Below are 17,233 nucleotides of genomic sequence, written 5' to 3' on the forward strand. Positions count from 1 at the left end.
GGGCCGCGTTCTCGGGGCGGTTCGCGGGTGTCCGTCCGGCTTCTGTACGGGGAGGCCTCGTGATCCGCGTGCTCGTCGCCGACGACCAGGCGTTGCTCCGGGGGAGTTTCAAGGTGCTGGTCGAGACCGCCCCGGGGCTCGTCGTGGTCGGGGAGGCGAGTACCGGGGCCGAGGCCGTACAGCTGGCCCGGCGCGAGCGGCCCGACGTCGTGCTGATGGACGTCCGGATGCCCGAGATGGACGGCATCGAGGCGACCCGCCGCATCTGCGGCGAGCCGGAGACGTCCGGAGTGCGGGTGCTCATGCTCACCACGTTCGACCTCGACGTCTACGTCTACGGGGCGCTCCGCGCGGGCGCCAGCGGCTTCCTGCTCAAGGACACCCCGCCCGCCGGCCTGTTGTCGGCCATCGAGGTCGTCGCCTCCGGCGAGGCGCTTCTCGCCCCGACCGTGACCCGCCGCCTGATCGCCGAGTTCGCCCGCCGTGCCGACCCGCCCCGCCGCGTCGCGCTGGACGGCGTCACCGAGCGCGAGCGGGAGGTCCTGGGCCTGATCGCCCGCGGCCTGTCCAACACCGAGCTCGCCGCCCATCTGCAGCTCAGCCTCGCCACCGTGAAGACCCACATCGGCCGCCTGCTCACCAAGCTCGACGCCCGCGACCGCGCCCAACTGGTCATCGCCGCCTACGAGTCCGGCACGGTCAGCGTCTCCCGCGACTGAGCCCCTTCGGGCGGACCGCTCCGGACGCCCTTGCGGCGGGCCCGTCGGCGTGAGAAAGCGGTGGCCCGCCCGAACGCGCGATGATCTTCATGGCGGCGTCGCGCTCTACGCGAGGGGCGGCTCGGCGGCCGAAGGCGCCGTGGTGCGCCCTCGCTGACCAGCGGCTTCTCGGTCTGACCGACCGGTGTCCTGCTCGCAGTCCGTCATGGGGCATCACGGTAGCGAGGGAGCCGGTCGCCGTCCGCGCGACATCACTCCGTACGCTGTATAATATACATTGTACGGAGTTTGGGACGACAGGAAGGACGCGGGTGTACGAGCCGAGCGACGAGGAACTGAAGAGCATCGAGGCGTGGTTCGCGGAGTACGACTCGCTGGCCGACCGCGGCGCCATCGAGCGGCTCGCCGATCTGGCGGTCTTCCCGATGAACCTGGTCACCGACGTGCCCGGCGCCTACGCGGCCGTGCGCCAGTGGTCGCGGGAGGAGTACGTCGAGGCGATGCGGGAGACCATGGGCGAGGGTACGGCCGGGCTCGGCCTCCGGTCGAAGCGCACGCCGCGCTTCATCAGCCAGAACCTGGTGCTGGTGGAGACCACGGCGACGATGACCATCGAGAACGAGCCCCAGACCATGCACTACGCCGACCTCCTGGTGCGCACCGAGGGCGGATGGGCGTTCCAGACGATGGTCCAGGGAGGCTGGGGCACGGGCTGGCCCCCCGCGAAACGCGGCTGACCTCGCACGCCGCAGACGGCGCGCCGTGCGGCCGGTGCGGCCGTGTCAGGTCGCCGGGATGGGGGCGGCGTTGAGGCAGGGGCGGCACATGGGGACGTTCACCAGGCCGGCGGTGGGGGTCTCGCAGGGGAGTACGCCGACGGCCGTGCCCTCGCAGATGCCCGCGCGGTCGCCGTGCCGGTGCCGGCACAGGCAGTTGCACGCCTGGTGGACTTCTCCGTGCTCGCTCGCCCCGATGACGGCGTGTCCCTCGGCGGTGTTGGCGAACTCCACCATTCGCAGTACGGCCGGTGACCGCGCCCACTGGGCGACCCCGTGCAACAACGCCGCGGCGACGGGGCGGGCCTGCCGCGGCGCGGCCTGCCCCGCCACGGCACGCTCCGCCGGCCTCCGCGCGGCCCCGGGGTTCGCGTGGCCTTCCGCCGGCCTTCGCGTGGCCCCCGGCTCCTCGGGGGTTTCGATCGTGCTCCGCGCGGCCCCGCGTTCCACGAAGCCTTCGGCTGGTCTGCGCGCGGGCCCGGGGGTGGCGGGGTCGGGGCGCTTGGGGGGTGTGGCGGTCCACACCATGGCGTCTTCGCTGCCGTGCCAGTCGGCGATGACGTCGTCTATCGCCGCCAAGGTGTCCTCGGGGTCCCGCATGGCTTGATTCTCGCGCACGAGCAAGATCCAGTGGAGGTGTCAGCGGTCACGTTCCACGGCCGGTTCCGCACGCGTTGAGCCCGGCGCCGGCGCGGTCACAGCCCGGGCGTCGTACGGTTACAGCGGGGCGCCGGAGGGCCCCGGGGCAAGGCGCACGCTCGGTGTGGTTCCCGGTGTCGCGGGAGGCTGCTCAGAGAGTGAGTGCGTCTCGCCGACGGGGAGGCGGTTCAGAGGGTGGGGTGGATCTCGCCGACGGGAAGGCCGCCGCCCAGCACCGGGACGGTCGTGTACGCCTCGGCTCCGGTGACGTCCGCGCCCAGGGCGGACAGGGCGGCGAGGGCGATGGCGGACGTGGCGCGCGGGCCGCCGTCGATGACCTTCACGGCGACGGCGTGCCCGTGCGGCGTGGCCGCGACCAGGACGCCTTCGGCGCCGCCCTTCACGATCGAGCCCGGGAGCGCGCGCATCAGCTCGGTGTTGAGGTGGCCGGTGCCGCCGACGTACTCGGGGTGGCGGTGCATCGCGTCGGCGACCGCGCGCTCGGGGCTGCCCGGCGCGGCGGTCGCGAGGGAGCGGACGGCTCGGGCCAGGCCGGTGAGGGTCATCGCGAACAGGGGCGCGCCGCAGCCGTCGACCGCCGTGTGCGGGGTCTTCTCGCCCGACAGGTCCTGGACGGCCGTGCGGACCCGCTGCTGCAGCGGGTGGCCGGGGTCGAGGTAGGACGCGGTGTCCCAGCCCGACGCGGCGCAGGCCGCCAGCATCGCGGCGTGCTTGCCCGAGCAGTTCATGCGCACCCGGGAGGCGCTCTCACCCGAGCGGATCAGGGCGGCCCGGGTCGCCCCGTCCTCCGGCCAGTCGGCCGGGCAGCGCAGGGCGGAGAGGTCCAGCCCCGCCTCGTGGAGCATCCCGGTGACCAGCGTGACGTGGAGGTCCTCGCCGGTGTGGCTGCCCGCCGCGATCGCCAGGCTCGGGCCCGCCAGCGGTGCGCCGGAGGTGAGGCAGGCCAGGGCCTGGAAGGGCTTGGCCGACGAGCGCGGGAGCATGGGGGCGTCGGGCGCGCCCAGGGCGAGCGCGAGGCGGCCGTCCGGAGCCAGGCCGGCGACGCTGCCGAAGTGGACGCTCTCGGTGAAACCCGACCGGACGACCTCCGCCAGGGGCGCGTACATACTGGGGCCTTTCTGGTTCACTGCGCGTTACTCACGTCACATACGGCACTTACGGCGACGAGGGCCGGGGCCGCGTCCATGCCGGGGTCCTTCGGGGCGCGCGGCGGTCCTGCGGACGGCCTCGGCCGGGGGAGCGTACCCGTCGCGGCAGGGGAGGTTCGCGGGACGGCCTCGGCCGGCGGCTCGTGCGTCTCGGGGCGAACGAGCCTCATGCCCGCGCCTGCCGGGACTCCAGCGTGCGGGCCAGTTTGGACAGCGACGCGTTGACCACGAGGTAGACGAGCGCGACGACGATGTACGTCTGGATGAGCAGGTGGTTGTAGTTGGCCAGCACCTTGCCGCTGTACAGCAGCTCGGCGTAGCTGACCACGAAGCCGAGGGAGGTGTCCTTGAGCAGGCCGACCGACTGGCTGACGATCGACGGGAGCACCCGTCGGGCGGCCTGCGGCAGCACGATCATGCGCATCGTCCGGCCGCGGGTCAGGCCGATCGCCAGCCCGGCCTCGGTCTGGCCGCGGTCGACCGACAGGACGCCGGCGCGGAAGATGCCGGCGAACGCCGCCGCGTTGGAGACCGCGAGCGGCACGACCAGCTTCCAGAACAGCGGCAGGTCCAGGCCGTACCTGGGCAGGGCGAACAGCACCACGTACACCAGCAGCAGCGCGGGGACCGTCCGCACGACCTCGATGTACGCCGCCGACGCCCAGCGCACGGGCCGCCGCGACGACAGCCGGCCGAGCGCGAGCACCAGCCCGCCGGCCATGGCCAGCGCGGCCGACACCACGGCCGCCAGCAGGGTGGACCACAGCCCGTTCAGCAGGTAGCGCCACATGGGCCAGGTCGCGTACGGCTGCCAGCGGGCCGCGTCGAGCTGGCCGGCGGCGGCGAACTGGCGCACGGCGAGCAGCAGCAGCGCGAGCACGGCGAGCGAGGCGACGACGGTGGCGACGCGGATGCGGCGCCGCGCGCGCGGCCCCGGCTCGTCGAACAGCAGGCGGGCGGGCGCGCCCCCCTTCGCCGCGGCGAGCCCCTTCCCCCGGGCGAAGGCCATGAGGTTCGTCATCGGACGATCGCCAGCCTGCGCTCCAGCACGCCGGTGACGTAGCCGGCGACCGACGCCAGGAGCATGTACGCCACGCCCGCCCCCACGAAGATCGGGATCGGCTGCGCCTCGATGAGGTTGACCCGGTTGGCGGCGGCGGTCAGCTCCACGACGCCGACGGCGGCGGCCAGCGAGGTGTTCATCGTGAGCATGATGACGATGTTCCCGAGGGGCTGGACGACGGTGGCGAGCGCCTGGGGCAGCACCACGTGCCGCAGGGACGCGGTGAAGGTCAGCCCGAGGGCGCGCGCCGCCTCACCCTGCCCGGCGGCGACCGAGTTGATCCCCGACCGCAGCGCCTCGGCGACGTAGGCCGCCTGGTAGAGCGCGATCACCACCACGGCGGTGGTGAACAGCCCCGCCTGGACGCCGATCTCCGGCAGTCCGAAGACGGCCAGGATCAGCAGGACCAGGAGGGGGATGTTCTGCAGCGTCTCGACGTAGACCGTCCCGGCGGCGCGCAGCACGGGAACCGGGCTGACACGCGCCGTGGCCACGACGGCGCCGATCGCGAACGCCCCCGCGAGCGCGAGCAGCGTGAGCCGCAGTGTGACGACCAGGCCGTCCCACAGTGCCGGGAGGTTGCCGGACAGGGCGTCCATCGGGGACGGCCGCCTACGATCCGGGGACCGAGCCGATGGCGGGCGGCGCCGGGGCCTCGCCCTGCACGACCGTGCCGATCGAGTTCTTCCACGCCTGCTGCCACAGGCCGGCGTCCTGGATCTTCTTCAGCCAGCCGTTGACGAACGTCTTCATCTGGTCGTCGGCGTGCTTGAGGCCGATGCCGTACGGGTCGGTCGTGAACGGCTCGCCGACCACCTGCAGGTCGGGGTCGCTCTTGCCGTTGGCGACCAGGAGCGACTGGTCCTGCACGTAGGCGACGCCCCGGCCCTGCTTGAGCGCCTGCACGCACTCGGGGTCGCTGCCGAAGGTGACGATCTCGGCGTTGGGCGCGACCTTCTTGATGGCGGGGATGGCCGGGGTGTTGGCGCCGGCGATGACGGTCTTGCCGTCCAGGTCCTCGGGCTTGGTGATGCCCGTGATGCCCTTCTTGACCGCCACGGCGAGGCCGGAGGTGTAGTACGGGCCGGCGAAGGCGACCTGCTCCGCCCGCTCCGGGGTGATCGTGTAGGTCTGGAAGACCACGTCGACGGTGCCGTTGGAGAGCAGCGCCTCGCGCGTCTCCGACGCCGAGTTGACGATCTTCACCTTGGGCCGGCCGATGATGTACTTGGCCAGCATCTTGCCGAGGTCGGCGTCGAAGCCCTCGACCTGCCCGGTCACGGGGTTCTGCTGCGAGAGCAGGGGCGCGTCGAGCGAGCCGCCGACGATCAGCTCGCCGCGCTGCTTGATCTTCTCCATCGTCGAGCCGGGAAGGATCTCCGAGGCCGCGGCGACCGGGGCGTTCGCGAAGGCGTCGGCGGCGGCCGTCTCGGGGGCGCCCGCGCCGGGGGGTACGGCGGGGGAGCCGCCCTCGGCCGAGCACGCGGCCATTGCACTCATCGACACGACGGCAGCCACGGTCAGCGCCGCGCGGCGCATGCGTGACAGTGCGGGAGCGTGCACCATCACCAACTCCATTCCTCGCAGAGCCGCCCTTGGGGACGGCCTTACCATTCGACTTCATTCGGAATCGAATGTTTACGGACTTTAGGGGCCGATATCGACGTAAGTCAACACATTGCCGGATTAAGTCACGCCGTGGTATGCATCTCCCTGTGCCAGGCAAAGGTGAGCTCCTCCGACTCGTCGCCCTCGGCCACGCGGAGTCACGCGCCGATCTCGCCAGGCATTCCGGCCTCGCCCCGTCGAGCGTCTCGCTGCGGGTCGAGGAGCTGATCGAGGCCGGGCTGCTCCAGGAGGAGGGCGCGGGAGCCTCCAGGGGAGGCCGGCGTCCCCGGCGACTGCGGCTGGCGCCCCAGGCCGGGCTCCTGGCGATCGCCGACCTCGGCAGCCACCACGTCCGCCTCGGTCTCGCCGACCTCAGCGGCACGCCGCTCGCCGTCGTCGAGCACCCCTGCGACATAGCGGCCGGCGCCGAGCCCACGCTCGACTGGATCTGCGACCGGCTGGAGGAGCTGGTCGCGGCGCGGGGCGACGGGCTGCCCGTGCGCGGCGTGGGCATCGGCGTCCCCGGCCCCGTCGACCCGGCCGAGGGCACGGTCATCTCGCCTTCGCGCATGCCGGGCTGGAGCGAGTACCCGGTCCGCGCGCACCTGTCGGCCCGTTTCGGCGTCCCGATCCTCGTCGAGAACGACGCCAACCTGATGGCCGCGGGGGAGTACCTGGCCTGGCCCGGCTGCGAGAACCTCATGGTCCTCAAGGTCGGCACCGGCATAGGGTGCGGGATCATCGCCGGCGGCCGGCTGCACCGGGGCCGCGGGGCGGCCGGCGACATCAGCCACGTCCGCGTACGCGCGGACGCCTCGGTGATGTGCTCGTGCGGCCACTCCGACTGCCTGGAGGCGTACGCCAGCGGCGCCGCGCTGATGGCCGCGCTGGCCGCCCAGGGCGTCGAGGTCGCCCACCCCTCGCGCATCGCCGACCTGGCCGCCGACGGCGTGCCGCAGGCCACCAACCTCGTGCGCGGCGCGGGCCGCCTCATCGGCGACGTGCTCACCGCGCTGGTCAACTTCTTCAACCCCGACGCCGTGGTCATCGGGGGCAGCCTGTCGGCCGCCGAACAGCTCATCGCCGCCGTCCGCGGCGCGGTCTACGAACGCTGCCTGCCCCTGGCGACCCGGGACCTGAAGATCGACGTCACCCGCGCCGGCCCCGACGCCGCCATCCTCGGCGCCGGCTCCCTCCTGCTGGACGCCGTCCTCGCCGACGCCTGGGTGGAGCAGACCGCCCCCCGCCCCTGAGGCCGGGGGGCGAGGGCCCGGCCGTCAGTAGGCGACGGTGAAGCGGCGGCGGTGGTGCTTGGGGGTTTCGATCTCGTCCAGGAGGGCCGGGAGACGGTCAGCCGGCCCTCGTGGCCGCGTGCTCCCGGGCGGTGCGCAGGGCGCCGAGGAACGCCTCGACGGGCTGCGCGCCGGAGATGCCGTAGGTGCGGTCGAGCACGAAGAAGGGCACGCCGGTCGCGCCGAGCGCCCGCGCCTGGTTGACGTCCTCCATGACCTCGCGGCTGTACGCGTCGCCGGCCAGCACGCGGCGGGCCTCCCCGGCCGGGACGCCGACCTCCGCGCCGAGCCGGACGAGCGTCTCGGCGTCGTCGACGACCTCGCCCTCGACCAGGTTGGCGCGCATGAGCCGCTCGTGCATCTCGGCGCCGATGCCGTGCGTCTTGGCGAGGTGGGTCAGCCGGTGGGCGTCGAAGGTGTTGGCCATGACCGACCGGTCGAAGTCGTACGCCAGGCCCTCCTCGGCCGCCAGCGCCTTGACGTGCTCGGTCATCCCGCGGACCTGCGCGGCGGTGGCCCCGGTCTTCCTGGCGAGCGCCTCGTAGACGGGCTGTCCGAGCCCCTTCGGAAACGAGGGGTCGAGCTGGAAGCTGCGCCACTCCACCTCGACGTCGCCGGCGTGCTCGAACCCGGCCAGCGCCTTCTCCAGCCGCCGCTTGCCGAGGTAACACCAGGGGCACACGATGTCGGACCACACCTCGACCCGCATCGGCCCGCCCCCGCTCACAGCGGGCAGCCTTCGCCCGAGCACGCCGGGGCGTCCTCGGATCCCAGCGTCACCAGCCCCGGCGCCGCGGCGACCGGCTCCTCGGCCACGGCGTACGGCCATGCCGCCGCCGGTGTGGACTCGCGCATCAAGACCTCCTTGGTTACTTCTTGTGCGTAACCCCATGATGCGTGAGTATTGAGGTCAGGCGGAAGGAGGCACTTTCATGTCAGTCACGCACCCCCATGTGCCCAAGGCCCTCGCGGACGACTCCGAGCCCGGCGCCTCCCCGTCGTCGTCAGCCGTGGCCGCCGGCTTCGAGCTCACCGACGACTGCCCCGTGCGCGACGTCCTCGACCGGGTCGGCGACAAGTGGAGCGTGCTGATCATCGTCCACCTCGGCCGCCAGCCCTACCGCTTCGGCGAGCTCCACCGCGCCGTCGAGGGCATCAGCCAGCGCATGCTCACGCTCACCCTGCGCGCCCTGGTACGCGACGGCCTGGTGTCCCGCACCCCGTACGCGACCGTCCCGCCCCGCGTCGACTACGAGCTCACCGAACTGGGCCGAACCCTCCTGATCCCGCTCTCGGCCCTCAACACCTGGGCCACCACCCACCGAGACGCCATCCGCACCGCCCGCGAACGCCACGACCGGGAGGCCGGCGCCGCCGACTCCTGAGGCCGGCGTCCGGCCCGCCGGCGACCGCATGGGGCCGGCGGGGCCCGGCCGGCCGTCGCGTCAGGGGGTGCGCAGTTCGGTGATGAAGGCCTCGGCGGTGTCGAGGAGTTCGGCGCGGGAGGACGTGGTGGTCTGGGGGTCGATGAAGACCTCGTCGGCGCCTGCATCGGCCGTGGTCCTGAGGTACTCGCAGATCTGCGGGACGGTGCCGGTGGCGGGGGCGCGGTCGGCGCCGGCGGGGCGGTCGGTGACCTCGGTGTTGGCCCGCAGGACCAGGCGCAGGCTCGACGGGTCGCGGCCGGCCTTCTCGGCGGCGGCCTGGGCCATGCCCCACAGGGCCGTGAGGTAGGGGAGCGGCATGGCGGCGCCGAGCCAGCCGTCGGCGCGGCGCCCCACCCGTTCGAGGGCGCCGGGGGAGAATCCGCCGAGCAGGATCGGCGGGCGCGGCTTCTGACGGGGTTTGAGGCCGACATGGGACGGCGGCACCGTCCACCTGGGCCCGTCGTGCTCGACCACCTCGGACGTCCAGAGCTTCTCCATCAGGTCGAGCGTCTCCTCCAGCCGCGCGCCCCGGTGCTCCCACGGCACGCCGACGGCGGTGTACTCGTCGCGCAGCCAGCCGAGGCCGATGCCCACGTCGAGCCGCCCGTCGCTGAGCAGGTCGAGCGAGGTCAGGCTGCGGGCGAGCATGATCGGCGGCTGCCACAGCGCGTTGAGCGTGCTCGTGCCGAGCCGCACCCGGCGGGTGGCGAGGGCGGCGAGGGTCAGCGCCGACAGCGGGTCGAAACACGTGGCGTACTGCGGCGGCATGACGCCGTCCACGCTGGGATACGGGTCGCTCGGCGACAGCGGGCCGATGACGCGGTCGCCGGCCCACAGGCTGTCGTAGCCCATGTCCTCCAGGTCGCGACTGACCTCGGTGATGAGGCCGGGATCGGCGAAGACGCCGTACTGGGGTACGGCGAACCCGATGCGCATGCGGTGGCTCCCTCGACTCGGTGACGCTGCCGGGACGCCGCGGCCCTGTGCCGGCGGCCGTGCGCGGCGTCCCGGACGACACTAGATCAACGCCGGGGCCGGTCGTCCGTATTCACCTGGCGGTCACCCCGGAACCGTCGGCGCGTCAGCCCGAAGTACGTGGAGCTGCCTAACGTCCGAGGGGCCCCCAGAACACAACCGAATAGGGGAAGGCCCCGAATGTTCAGACGCACCACCGGGATCACCGCGGTTCTCGCGGCCGCGGGTCTGGTCGCCGGCACCGTCGTCGCGGTCGTGGGTGACGCCACGGTCGCGTCGGCGGCGACCACCGTCGCCGCGACGGCGGACACCTACGTCGACGACTCCGCGACCGGCACCAACCACGGCACGTCCGGGCAGCTCGGCGTGGACGGCTCGCCCGTCAAGCGGATGTTCCTGAGGTTCGACGTCTCGGGGGTGTCCGGGACGGTCACCGCCGCGAAGCTGCGAGTCCACACCGACGACGTCTCGGGCGCCGAGAGCGGCAGCGGCGGGACGTTCAGGGCCATGAGCACCACCACGTGGTCGGAGACCGGCGTCACCTGGAACAACCAGCCCGCCATCGACGGCGCCACCCTCGGCTCGATCGGCTCGGTGACGCGCAACGCCTGGTACGAGGTCGACGTGACCGCCCACGTCAAGGGCAACGGCGCCTACAGCTTCGGCGTCACCTCCTCCAGCACCGACGGCGCCGACTTCGACGCGCGGGAGACCGGCTCCACCGCGCCGCAGCTCGTGATCACCACGGGCTCCACGACGCCGCCGCCCTCGGGAGACCCGGTGCTGGTCGGCGCGGGCGACATCGCCAACTCCGGCTCGGGTGACACCGCGACCGCCAACCTGCTGGACGGCATCCCCGGCACGGTGTTCACCACCGGCGACGACGCCTACAACAACGGCTCGGCGTCGGACTTCGCCAACTACTACGCGCCCACCTGGGGCCGGCACAGGTCGCGCACGCGCCCGGTGCCGGGCAACCACGAGTACAACACCTCCGGCGCCTCGGGCTACTACGGCTACTTCGGCGCGGCGGCCGGCGACCCGAGCAAGGGGTACTACTCCTACGACCTGGGCAACTGGCACGTCGTGGCGCTGAACTCCAACTGCTCGGCGATCGGCGGCTGCGGCGCCGGCTCGGCGCAGGAACGCTGGCTGCGCTCCGACCTCGCCGCCGCCGGCAAGCCATGCACGATCGCCTACTGGCACCACCCGCGCTTCACCTCCGGCGCCAACCACGCGCCCTACACGGCGGTGGGGCCGCTGGTGCAGGCGCTGTACGACTACAACGCCGAGGTCATCGTCACCGGCCACAACCACCACTACGAGCGGTTCGCGCCGATCAACCCCGCCGGGCAGCTCGACAACGCGCGCGGCATCCGGCACTTCGTCGTCGGGACGGGCGGCGCCGGTTTCTACGGGTTCGGCACGATCCTGGCCAACAGCCAGGTGCGCAACAACAACACCTTCGGCGTGATCAAGTTCACCCTGCATTCGAGCGGCTACACCTGGCAGTTCGTGCCCCAGGCCGGCAAGTCCTTCACCGACGGCGGCACCACCGCCTGCCACTGACGGCAGACGTCGGCCCGCTCCGCGTCCGGCGTGCCCGCGCACGCCGGGCGCGGCACCCCCACCTCGGGAAGGTGTGCGCCCTGTGTACCTGTCCACGATCGGCCGCCCCGGGGGCGGCGCCGCCCCCGTCGCCGCCGGCCCGGCCGCGCGGCGCCGGTGGACGGTGGTCGGCGGCAACGTGTTCGCGCTCGGCACCGTCAGCCTCGTCACCGACGTCTCCTCGGAGATGGTCACCGCGATCCTGCCCCTCTACCTCGTCGTCGGGCTGCAGCTCAGCCCGGCCGCGTACGGCGTCATCGACGGCGCCTACACCGGCGCCACGGCGCTGCTCCGGCTGGCGGGCGGTTACCTCGCCGACCGCGTGCGGCGGCGCAAGGCCGTGGCCGGCGTCGGTTACGGCCTGTCGGCGGTCGCCAAGCTGGGGCTGCTCGCCGCCGGCGGCTCCATCGCCGGGATCGGGCTGGCGATCACCGCGGACCGCGCGGGCAAGGGGCTGCGCACCGCGCCCCGGGACGCCCTGATCACGCTCTCGACCCCGCCCGCGCACCTCGGCCGGGCCTTCGGGGTGCACCGAATGATGGACGGCGTCGGCGCCTTCGCCGGGCCGCTGGTCGCGCTCGCCGTGCTGGCGGTGGCCGGACAGCGCTACGACGCGGTCTTCGTCACGAGCTTCTGCGTCGCGGCGTTCGGCGTCGTGATCCTCGTGCTGTTCGTCCGCGACCACCGGGGGCCGGCCGCGCCGCCGTCCGCCGCCGTGGTGTCGCCGCGACGGGCGGCCGGGCTGCTGCGCGTCCCCGGCCTGCGGCGGCTGCTGGTGGCGGCGTGCGCGCTCGGCCTGGCGACCATCGGGGACGGCTTCGTGTACCTGCTGCTCCAGCGCCGCGAGGAGCTGTCCCTCGGGTGGTTCCCGGTGCTGGCCGTCGGGACCAGCCTGGCGTACCTGCTGCTCGCCGCGCCGCTGGGGGCGCTGGCCGACCGGGTCGGGCGGCTGTGGGTGACGCTGGGCGGCTACGGCGCGCTCATCCTGGTGTACCTCGCGCTGCTCGGGCCGGTGGGCGGGTGGCCGCTCGTCGTCGCCGTGCTCGCCCTGTACGGCGTGTTCTACGCGGCCACCGACGGCGTGCTCATGGCGCTGGCCGGGCCGCTCATCCCCGAGGGGCTGCGGACGACCGGCCTCGCGCTGGTGCAGACCGGGCAGGCCCTGGCCTACCTCGGCTCCTCGGTGCTGTTCGGCCTCGCCTGGCAGTTCTGGGGGCCCGCCGTCGCGGTCGGGCTGGCCGTGGCCCTCGCGCTCGTCGCGGTGGCGGCGACGTTCGCGCTGCTCTTCGGGACGACCGGCGGGCGCGGCCCTCTGGAGGCCGCCGCATGAGCGCCCCGGAACCCACGCCCCCGCCGGACGGGCCCGCTCAGCAGGCCACGCCCGTGGAGGCGGTCACGCCGGTCGAACCGGTCACGCGGGAGAATCCGAGCCCTACGACCGGCTCGGCCGAACCCGGCGCCCCGGCGCAATCCGGTGGCCCGGCCGGAGGCGGTGGCCCGGCCGAACCCGGCGTCCCCGCCGAAGGCGGTGGCCCGGGTGGGCTGGGTGGGCTGGGGCGGCTGGTGCTCGCCGCGGGGGCGGCCGTCGTGCTGGCCGGAGCCGTGGTCGTGTACCTCCTCATCACCCGGGCCGGCGGTCCCCCGCCCCCACCCGGGCCGGGCCCGGACGGGGGCGCCCGGCCCGGCGCCGGCGGGGCGAGCCTGCGCGTCCTGAGCAACGGCGTGCTGTCGGCCGTCCCGCTCCAGAGGCCGGACGGCCCGAGGACCCTCACCGCGCAGCGGTGCGACCGCGCCTACGCCGCCGCGGGCACCATCGGCTGCCTGCGCCCGGTCGACCCGCTCGGCGGCACGCGGCTCGCCGTGCTCGACCGCGACCTGCGCGAGCGCCGGTCGATCCCGCTGACCGGTTTCCCCAACCGGCTGCGCGTGTCGGCGAGCGGCCGGATGGTCGCCTGGACGCTGTTCGTCGACGGGCACTCCTACGCCGCCAGCGGGTACTCCACCCGCGCCGGCATCCTGGACACCCGCACCGGCGCGCTGGCCGGCTCCCTGGAGGAGTTCGCCCTCACCGTCGACGGCCGGCCGTACCGGGCCGCCGACGTCAACGTGTGGGGGGTGACCTTCGCGGGCGACGACAACCGCTTCTACGCGACCATGTCGACCGGCGGCCACCGCTACCTGGTCGAGGGCGACTTCACGGCCAGGACGCTGCGCACCGTGGCCGATCGGGTGGAGTGTCCCTCGCTCTCCCCGGACGGCACCCGCATCGCGTTCAAGGCCGCCGTCGGCGGAGACCCCGCCCGAGGCTGGCGCCTCTCGGTGATGGACGTGGCGACCGGCGAGGTGCTCGCGCTGGCCGAGACACGCAGCGTCGACGACCAGGCCGCCTGGCTCGACGACCGGACCCTCGCCTACGGGCTGCAGCGCAGCGACGGCGTCAACGACGTGTGGGCCGTCCCGGCCGACGGCACCGGCCGGCCGCGGCTGCTGGTGCCCGGGGCCAACTCCCCCTCGGTGGAGGCGCCGCCCGGCGGGCCGTGACGCCGCCGGCCGGGGCGGTGCGCCGAAGGCGGGGGCCGGTGCCCCGGGTTCAGGCCGGGAGGTATGGCGCCCGCCACCGCCTGGGACGGTGCGGTGCCCGGCACCACATGCGGCGGTGCGGCGCCCGCCACCGCGTGGGGGCGGTGGCGGGCGGTGGGGCGGGTCAGCCGGTGCCGAGGGTGCGCAGGGCCGGCAGGGCGCGGTCGTCGTAGCCGAACAGGGCCTGGTTCTCCCAGCCGTTGCCGGAGGAGGGGTCGGCGGGGTCCCAGCCGTTGCCGCGGACGCCGGTCCAGGTGGACTCCCAGTAGAAGACGCCCAGGCCGCGGCCGTTGGGGACGGCGCGCACGATGTCCAGGATGCGGCGGGTCATCGCGGCCTGGCCGCTGGTGGTGGCGGGGTAGCCCGGGTAGGGCTCCGCCGAGCCGATGATGTTGGCCCAGCCGTCGTCGTCGGCGGTGGTGAACGGGTACGCGGTCTCGGCCACGATCACCGGCTTGCCGTACCTGTTGGCCACGTCGTTCAGGTTGTACTGGAACGCCTCCAGCGTGCCGTGCCAGAACGGGTAGTACGACAGCGCGATGACGTCGTAGCGCACGCCGTGGGTGGCGGCGGTGTCGAACCACCAGCGGTACAGGCCGTTGTCGGCGCCGTCGGCCAGGTGCAGCACGACCTTGGTCGAGCTCGACACCGCCTTGACCGCGTCGTAGCCGGCGTTGAGCAGCCCGGCCATGCCCGGCCAGTTGTCGTAGCGGCCGTCCGGCCACAGCAGCCCGCCGTTGAGCTCGTTGCCGACCTGCACCATGTCGGCCGTGGTGCCCTGCGCCTTCAGCGCGCCCAGCACGTCGGCAGTGTGGTTGTAGACGGCCTGCTTGAGCTGGTTGAACGACAGGGACGCCCAGGCGGCCGGCTTGTTCTGCTTGGAGGGGTCGGCCCAGGAGTCGGAGTAGTGGAAGTCGACGAGCAGGCCCATGCCGAGCGCCTTGGCCCGCCGGGCGACGCTCAGCACCTGCGTCTTGGTGTTGTAGCCGTCGGCCGGGTTCACCCAGACCTTGAGCCGGATGTGGTTGACGCCGCCGTCGCGCAGGATCGTCAGGGCGTCGCCGCGCCGGCCGTCGGCGTACCGGTAGACGCCGCCGAGCGCCTCCGACTTGGCCAGGCTGGACACGTCGGTGCCGCGGACGACCGGCGCGCGGGGCGCCGAGCTCCCGTGCGCCGTGCCACCGGGGGCGGTCAGCGCGACGGCGGCGAGTAACGCCGCCAGCAGCGCAGGCAGGGGCCTTCGCATGGTCTGTGCCTCCAATCGGGTGTAACCGTCAGTGCCGTACGACCGTGACGCCGCCCGCGGGGACGGTGACGGTGCCGCCGTGCCCGGTGCCGCCGAGCACGGCGGTGCCGGTGACGCCGGGGACCGTGACGGGGGAGTCGCCGTGATTGATCACGAACGTGTGGGCTCCCCGGCGCACGAGCTCCACCGTCTCGGGCAGGTCGCGCCGCCTGGCCACGCCCGCGCCGTCGAGCACGGCGCCGAGCAGCTCGCGCAGCCCGCTCGCGGGGGCGGTGCCGTCCAGGGCGGTGGCCACGTACCAGGCGCTGCCCGCGCCGAGCGGGTGCCGGGTCACCGCGGGGTGGCCGGCGTCGGGGCCGGTCGCGAACGCGCGCACCGCTTCGGCGCCCGCCGGGCGCACCCGCTCGGACCAGACGCGTCCCTGCTCGCCGCCGTCGAGCCGCACGGTGCCGTGCTCGGGCAGGGGGTGGAACTCCTCGACCCGCACGCCGAGCACGTCGCGCAGCACGCCGGGGTACGGCCCGGGGTGGGTGACGTCGTGCTCGTCGACGATGCCGGAGAAGTAGGAGACGACCAGGTGGCCGCCGGCCTCGACGTACCGGTGGAGGTTCTTGGCGGCGGCCTCGGTCAGCAGGTAGGAGCTGGGGGCCACCACCAGCCGGTATCCGGAGACGTCGCCCGCGGGGTGGGCGAAGTCGACCGTGACGTGCTCGCGCCACAGCGCCTCGTAGTACGCCTCCATCCGCTCCCGGTACGACAGGTCGACGGACGGGCGCCATTCGAGTTCGAGCGCCCAGTACGACTCCCAGTCCCACAGCAGCGCGACCTCGGCGCTCACCGCCGACCCGCGCACCCCGGCGAGCCGGCGCAGGTCGTCGCCGAGCCCGACGACGTCGCGCCACAGGTCGGAGTCGGTGCCCGCGTGCGGCACCATCGCGGAGTGGAACTTCTCCGCGCCCTGGCGTGAGGCGCGCCACTGGAAGAACATCACCGAGTCCGAGCCCCTGGCCACGTGCGTGAGGCTGTTGCGGCGCATCTCGCCGGGGCGTTTGGCCAGGTTGCGGGGCTGCCAGTTGACCGCGCCCGTCGAGTGCTCCATCAGCATCCACGGCCGCCCGCCCGCGACCGAGCGGGTGAGGTCGGCGGCCATGGCCAGCTCGATGTGCCCGTCGGGGCGCGCGGCGGTCAGGTAGTGGTCGTTGGCGACGACGTCGACCTCGCCGGCCCACCGCCAGTAGTCCATGGGCTTGCAGGCGGGGATCATGAAGTTGGTGGTGATCGGGCGGTCGCTGTGCGGGCGGATGGCCTCGCGCTCGCGCCGGAAGTTCGCCAGGTGCGCGTCCACGCTGAAGCGCGCGTAGTCGAGCTGGAGCCCGGTGAGCTGGCCGACGGCGCCGGCGCGCGGCGGCTCGACCTCCTCGAACGAGCCGTAGGTCAGCCCCCAGAACGTGGTGCCCCAGGCGGCGTTCAGCCGCTGGACCTCGCCGTCGTAGCGCGCGCGCAGCCAGCCGCGGAACGCGGCGGCGGAGGTCTCGCAGTAGCACTGGGCGTTCGTCCAGCCGTACTCGTTGTGCACGTGCCACATGGCCACGGCCGGGTGGTCGCCGTAACGCTCGGCCAGTCTGCGGGCGATGCGCTCGGAGGCGGCGGCGTAGTCGGGCGAGCTGGGGCAGAAGCCGTGCCGCGACGCGCCGCCGGTGACGTGCCCCTCACGGTCGACCAGCCGGGAGCCGGGATGGTTCCTCCTGAACCAGGCGGGCGGAGAGCTGGTCGGGGTGGCGAGGTCGATCCGGACGCCGCCGGCGTGCAGCAGGTCGATGACGCGGTCGAGCGCCGAGAAGTCGTAGGTGCCTTCGGCGGGTTCGAGCAGGCTCCAGTTGAAGATGCCGAGGCTGACCAGCGTGACGCCGGCCTCCCGCATCAGGCGCACATCCTCGTGCCAGATCTCTTCCGGCCACTGCTCGGGGTTGTAGTCGCCCCCGTAGGCGAGGCCTTCAGGCAGCTCGGGATAGCCGGGCACCGCGTTCCCCCTCGGTGGATCTGCTCTGTGAACGTGCACAGTAGAACACGAAGCGGCGATTCGGGACAGACCTCATGAAAGGTTCAGTTAACAAGGCCGTAACGGGTCATT

17 protein-coding genes are annotated in these 17,233 nt (G+C 73.6%); 7 read left to right on the plus strand and 10 right to left on the minus strand.

Annotation, left to right across the window (positions count from 1 at the left end; translation table 11 throughout):
* Positions 1–59 precede the first annotated feature (59 nt).
* Positions 60–719, plus strand: a complete 660-nt coding sequence (locus tag PYR91_RS16415; RefSeq protein WP_279780679.1) for a response regulator transcription factor — start codon at positions 60–62, stop codon at positions 717–719.
* Positions 720–1,030: 311 nt separating this feature from the next.
* Positions 1,031–1,456: a nuclear transport factor 2 family protein gene (locus PYR91_RS16420; protein ID WP_279780680.1), complete on the plus strand. Its 426-nt coding sequence runs from the start codon at positions 1,031–1,033 to the stop codon at positions 1,454–1,456.
* Between the two features lie 45 nt (positions 1,457–1,501).
* Here the strand turns inward: PYR91_RS16420 and PYR91_RS16425 are convergent, their stop codons facing one another.
* The 5 genes from PYR91_RS16425 to PYR91_RS16445 all read right to left on the minus strand — a co-directional run bounded on the left by PYR91_RS16425 (position 1,502) and on the right by PYR91_RS16445 (position 5,932).
* Positions 1,502–2,095, minus strand: a complete 594-nt coding sequence (locus tag PYR91_RS16425) for a hypothetical protein (protein ID WP_279780681.1) — start codon at positions 2,093–2,095, stop codon at positions 1,502–1,504.
* Positions 2,096–2,322: 227 nt separating this feature from the next.
* Complete coding sequence (locus tag PYR91_RS16430; protein ID WP_279780683.1) at positions 2,323–3,261, minus strand: asparaginase; 939 nt, start codon at positions 3,259–3,261, stop codon at positions 2,323–2,325.
* A gap of 208 nt (positions 3,262–3,469) precedes the next feature.
* Complete coding sequence (locus PYR91_RS16435) at positions 3,470–4,324, minus strand: amino acid ABC transporter permease (RefSeq protein ID WP_279780684.1); 855 nt, start codon at positions 4,322–4,324, stop codon at positions 3,470–3,472.
* A complete protein-coding gene (locus tag PYR91_RS16440) occupies positions 4,321–4,965 on the minus strand; it encodes an amino acid ABC transporter permease (protein WP_279780685.1) in 645 nt (214 codons plus the stop codon). The genes PYR91_RS16435 and PYR91_RS16440 overlap by 4 nt, the downstream gene beginning before the upstream one ends.
* Before the next feature lie 13 nt (positions 4,966–4,978).
* The gene (locus PYR91_RS16445; RefSeq protein ID WP_279780686.1) at positions 4,979–5,932 is read right to left on the minus strand and encodes a glutamate ABC transporter substrate-binding protein; all 954 of its coding nucleotides are present in this window, start codon (positions 5,930–5,932) and stop codon (positions 4,979–4,981) included.
* A gap of 149 nt (positions 5,933–6,081) precedes the next feature.
* Between PYR91_RS16445 and PYR91_RS16450 the strand changes: the two genes are divergently transcribed.
* Positions 6,082–7,227: an ROK family transcriptional regulator gene (locus PYR91_RS16450; protein WP_279780688.1), complete on the plus strand. Its 1,146-nt coding sequence runs from the start codon at positions 6,082–6,084 to the stop codon at positions 7,225–7,227.
* A gap of 97 nt (positions 7,228–7,324) precedes the next feature.
* Here PYR91_RS16450 and PYR91_RS16455 read toward each other — a convergent pair whose 3' ends face one another.
* Together PYR91_RS16455 and PYR91_RS16460 are read right to left on the minus strand one after the other, a co-directional pair.
* A complete protein-coding gene (locus PYR91_RS16455; RefSeq protein ID WP_279780780.1) occupies positions 7,325–7,975 on the minus strand; it encodes a DsbA family oxidoreductase in 651 nt (216 codons plus the stop codon).
* 14 nt (positions 7,976–7,989) lie between these two features.
* A complete protein-coding gene (locus PYR91_RS16460) occupies positions 7,990–8,121 on the minus strand; it encodes a hypothetical protein (protein ID WP_279780689.1) in 132 nt (43 codons plus the stop codon).
* A gap of 77 nt (positions 8,122–8,198) precedes the next feature.
* On the opposite strand from PYR91_RS16460, the gene PYR91_RS16465 reads away from it, so the two are divergent.
* The gene (locus PYR91_RS16465; RefSeq protein WP_279780690.1) at positions 8,199–8,651 is read left to right on the plus strand and encodes a helix-turn-helix domain-containing protein; all 453 of its coding nucleotides are present in this window, start codon (positions 8,199–8,201) and stop codon (positions 8,649–8,651) included.
* 60 nt (positions 8,652–8,711) lie between these two features.
* Here PYR91_RS16465 and PYR91_RS16470 read toward each other — a convergent pair whose 3' ends face one another.
* Positions 8,712–9,629, minus strand: coding sequence for a TIGR03619 family F420-dependent LLM class oxidoreductase (locus tag PYR91_RS16470; protein ID WP_279780692.1), 918 nt, complete (start codon positions 9,627–9,629; stop codon positions 8,712–8,714).
* A gap of 219 nt (positions 9,630–9,848) precedes the next feature.
* On the opposite strand from PYR91_RS16470, the gene PYR91_RS16475 reads away from it, so the two are divergent.
* The 3 genes from PYR91_RS16475 to PYR91_RS16485 all read left to right on the plus strand — a co-directional run bounded on the left by PYR91_RS16475 (position 9,849) and on the right by PYR91_RS16485 (position 13,817).
* A complete protein-coding gene (locus tag PYR91_RS16475) occupies positions 9,849–11,237 on the plus strand; it encodes a DNRLRE domain-containing protein (RefSeq protein WP_279780693.1) in 1,389 nt (462 codons plus the stop codon).
* An 82-nt stretch (positions 11,238–11,319) separates the two neighbouring features.
* Entirely contained in the window at positions 11,320–12,606 is a 1,287-nt protein-coding gene (locus PYR91_RS16480) for an MFS transporter (protein ID WP_279780694.1), read from the plus strand.
* Positions 12,603–13,817 (plus strand): hypothetical protein, encoded by a 1,215-nt coding sequence (locus PYR91_RS16485; protein WP_279780695.1) that lies wholly within the window; start codon positions 12,603–12,605, stop codon positions 13,815–13,817. Before PYR91_RS16480 ends, PYR91_RS16485 begins: the two co-directional genes overlap by 4 nt.
* A gap of 163 nt (positions 13,818–13,980) precedes the next feature.
* On the opposite strand, the gene PYR91_RS16490 is transcribed toward PYR91_RS16485, so the two are convergent.
* Both PYR91_RS16490 and PYR91_RS16495 read right to left on the minus strand, forming a co-directional pair.
* The gene (locus PYR91_RS16490; RefSeq protein WP_279780696.1) at positions 13,981–15,102 is read right to left on the minus strand and encodes an arabinogalactan endo-1,4-beta-galactosidase; all 1,122 of its coding nucleotides are present in this window, start codon (positions 15,100–15,102) and stop codon (positions 13,981–13,983) included.
* A gap of 28 nt (positions 15,103–15,130) precedes the next feature.
* Positions 15,131–17,122, minus strand: coding sequence for a beta-galactosidase (locus tag PYR91_RS16495; RefSeq protein ID WP_279780697.1), 1,992 nt, complete (start codon positions 17,120–17,122; stop codon positions 15,131–15,133).
* Positions 17,123–17,233 lie beyond the last annotated feature (111 nt).

Origin of the sequence: Sphaerisporangium sp. TRM90804, assembly GCF_029846175.1 — a bacterium.
Taxonomy (GTDB): Bacteria; Actinomycetota; Actinomycetes; order Streptosporangiales; family Streptosporangiaceae; genus Sphaerisporangium.

What these genes read in the sequence shown, in the direction of transcription:
- PYR91_RS16425 (WP_279780681.1), bottom strand. Translation starts at nt 2,095, where the DNA reads ATGCGGGACCCCGAGGACACCTTGGCGGCGATAGACGACGTCATCGCC.
- PYR91_RS16430 (WP_279780683.1), bottom strand. Translation starts at nt 3,261, where the DNA reads ATGTACGCGCCCCTGGCGGAGGTCGTCCGGTCGGGTTTCACCGAGAGC.
- PYR91_RS16435 (WP_279780684.1), bottom strand. Translation starts at nt 4,324, where the DNA reads ATGACGAACCTCATGGCCTTCGCCCGGGGGAAGGGGCTCGCCGCGGCG.
- PYR91_RS16440 (WP_279780685.1), bottom strand. Translation starts at nt 4,965, where the DNA reads ATGGACGCCCTGTCCGGCAACCTCCCGGCACTGTGGGACGGCCTGGTC.
- PYR91_RS16445 (WP_279780686.1), bottom strand. Translation starts at nt 5,932, where the DNA reads ATGGTGCACGCTCCCGCACTGTCACGCATGCGCCGCGCGGCGCTGACC.
- PYR91_RS16455 (WP_279780780.1), bottom strand. Translation starts at nt 7,975, where the DNA reads ATGCGGGTCGAGGTGTGGTCCGACATCGTGTGCCCCTGGTGTTACCTC.
- PYR91_RS16460 (WP_279780689.1), bottom strand. Translation starts at nt 8,121, where the DNA reads ATGCGCGAGTCCACACCGGCGGCGGCATGGCCGTACGCCGTGGCCGAG.
- PYR91_RS16465 (WP_279780690.1), top strand. Translation starts at nt 8,199, where the DNA reads ATGTCAGTCACGCACCCCCATGTGCCCAAGGCCCTCGCGGACGACTCC.
- PYR91_RS16470 (WP_279780692.1), bottom strand. Translation starts at nt 9,629, where the DNA reads ATGCGCATCGGGTTCGCCGTACCCCAGTACGGCGTCTTCGCCGATCCC.
- PYR91_RS16475 (WP_279780693.1), top strand. Translation starts at nt 9,849, where the DNA reads ATGTTCAGACGCACCACCGGGATCACCGCGGTTCTCGCGGCCGCGGGT.
- PYR91_RS16485 (WP_279780695.1), top strand. Translation starts at nt 12,603, where the DNA reads ATGAGCGCCCCGGAACCCACGCCCCCGCCGGACGGGCCCGCTCAGCAG.
- PYR91_RS16490 (WP_279780696.1), bottom strand. Translation starts at nt 15,102, where the DNA reads ATGCGAAGGCCCCTGCCTGCGCTGCTGGCGGCGTTACTCGCCGCCGTC.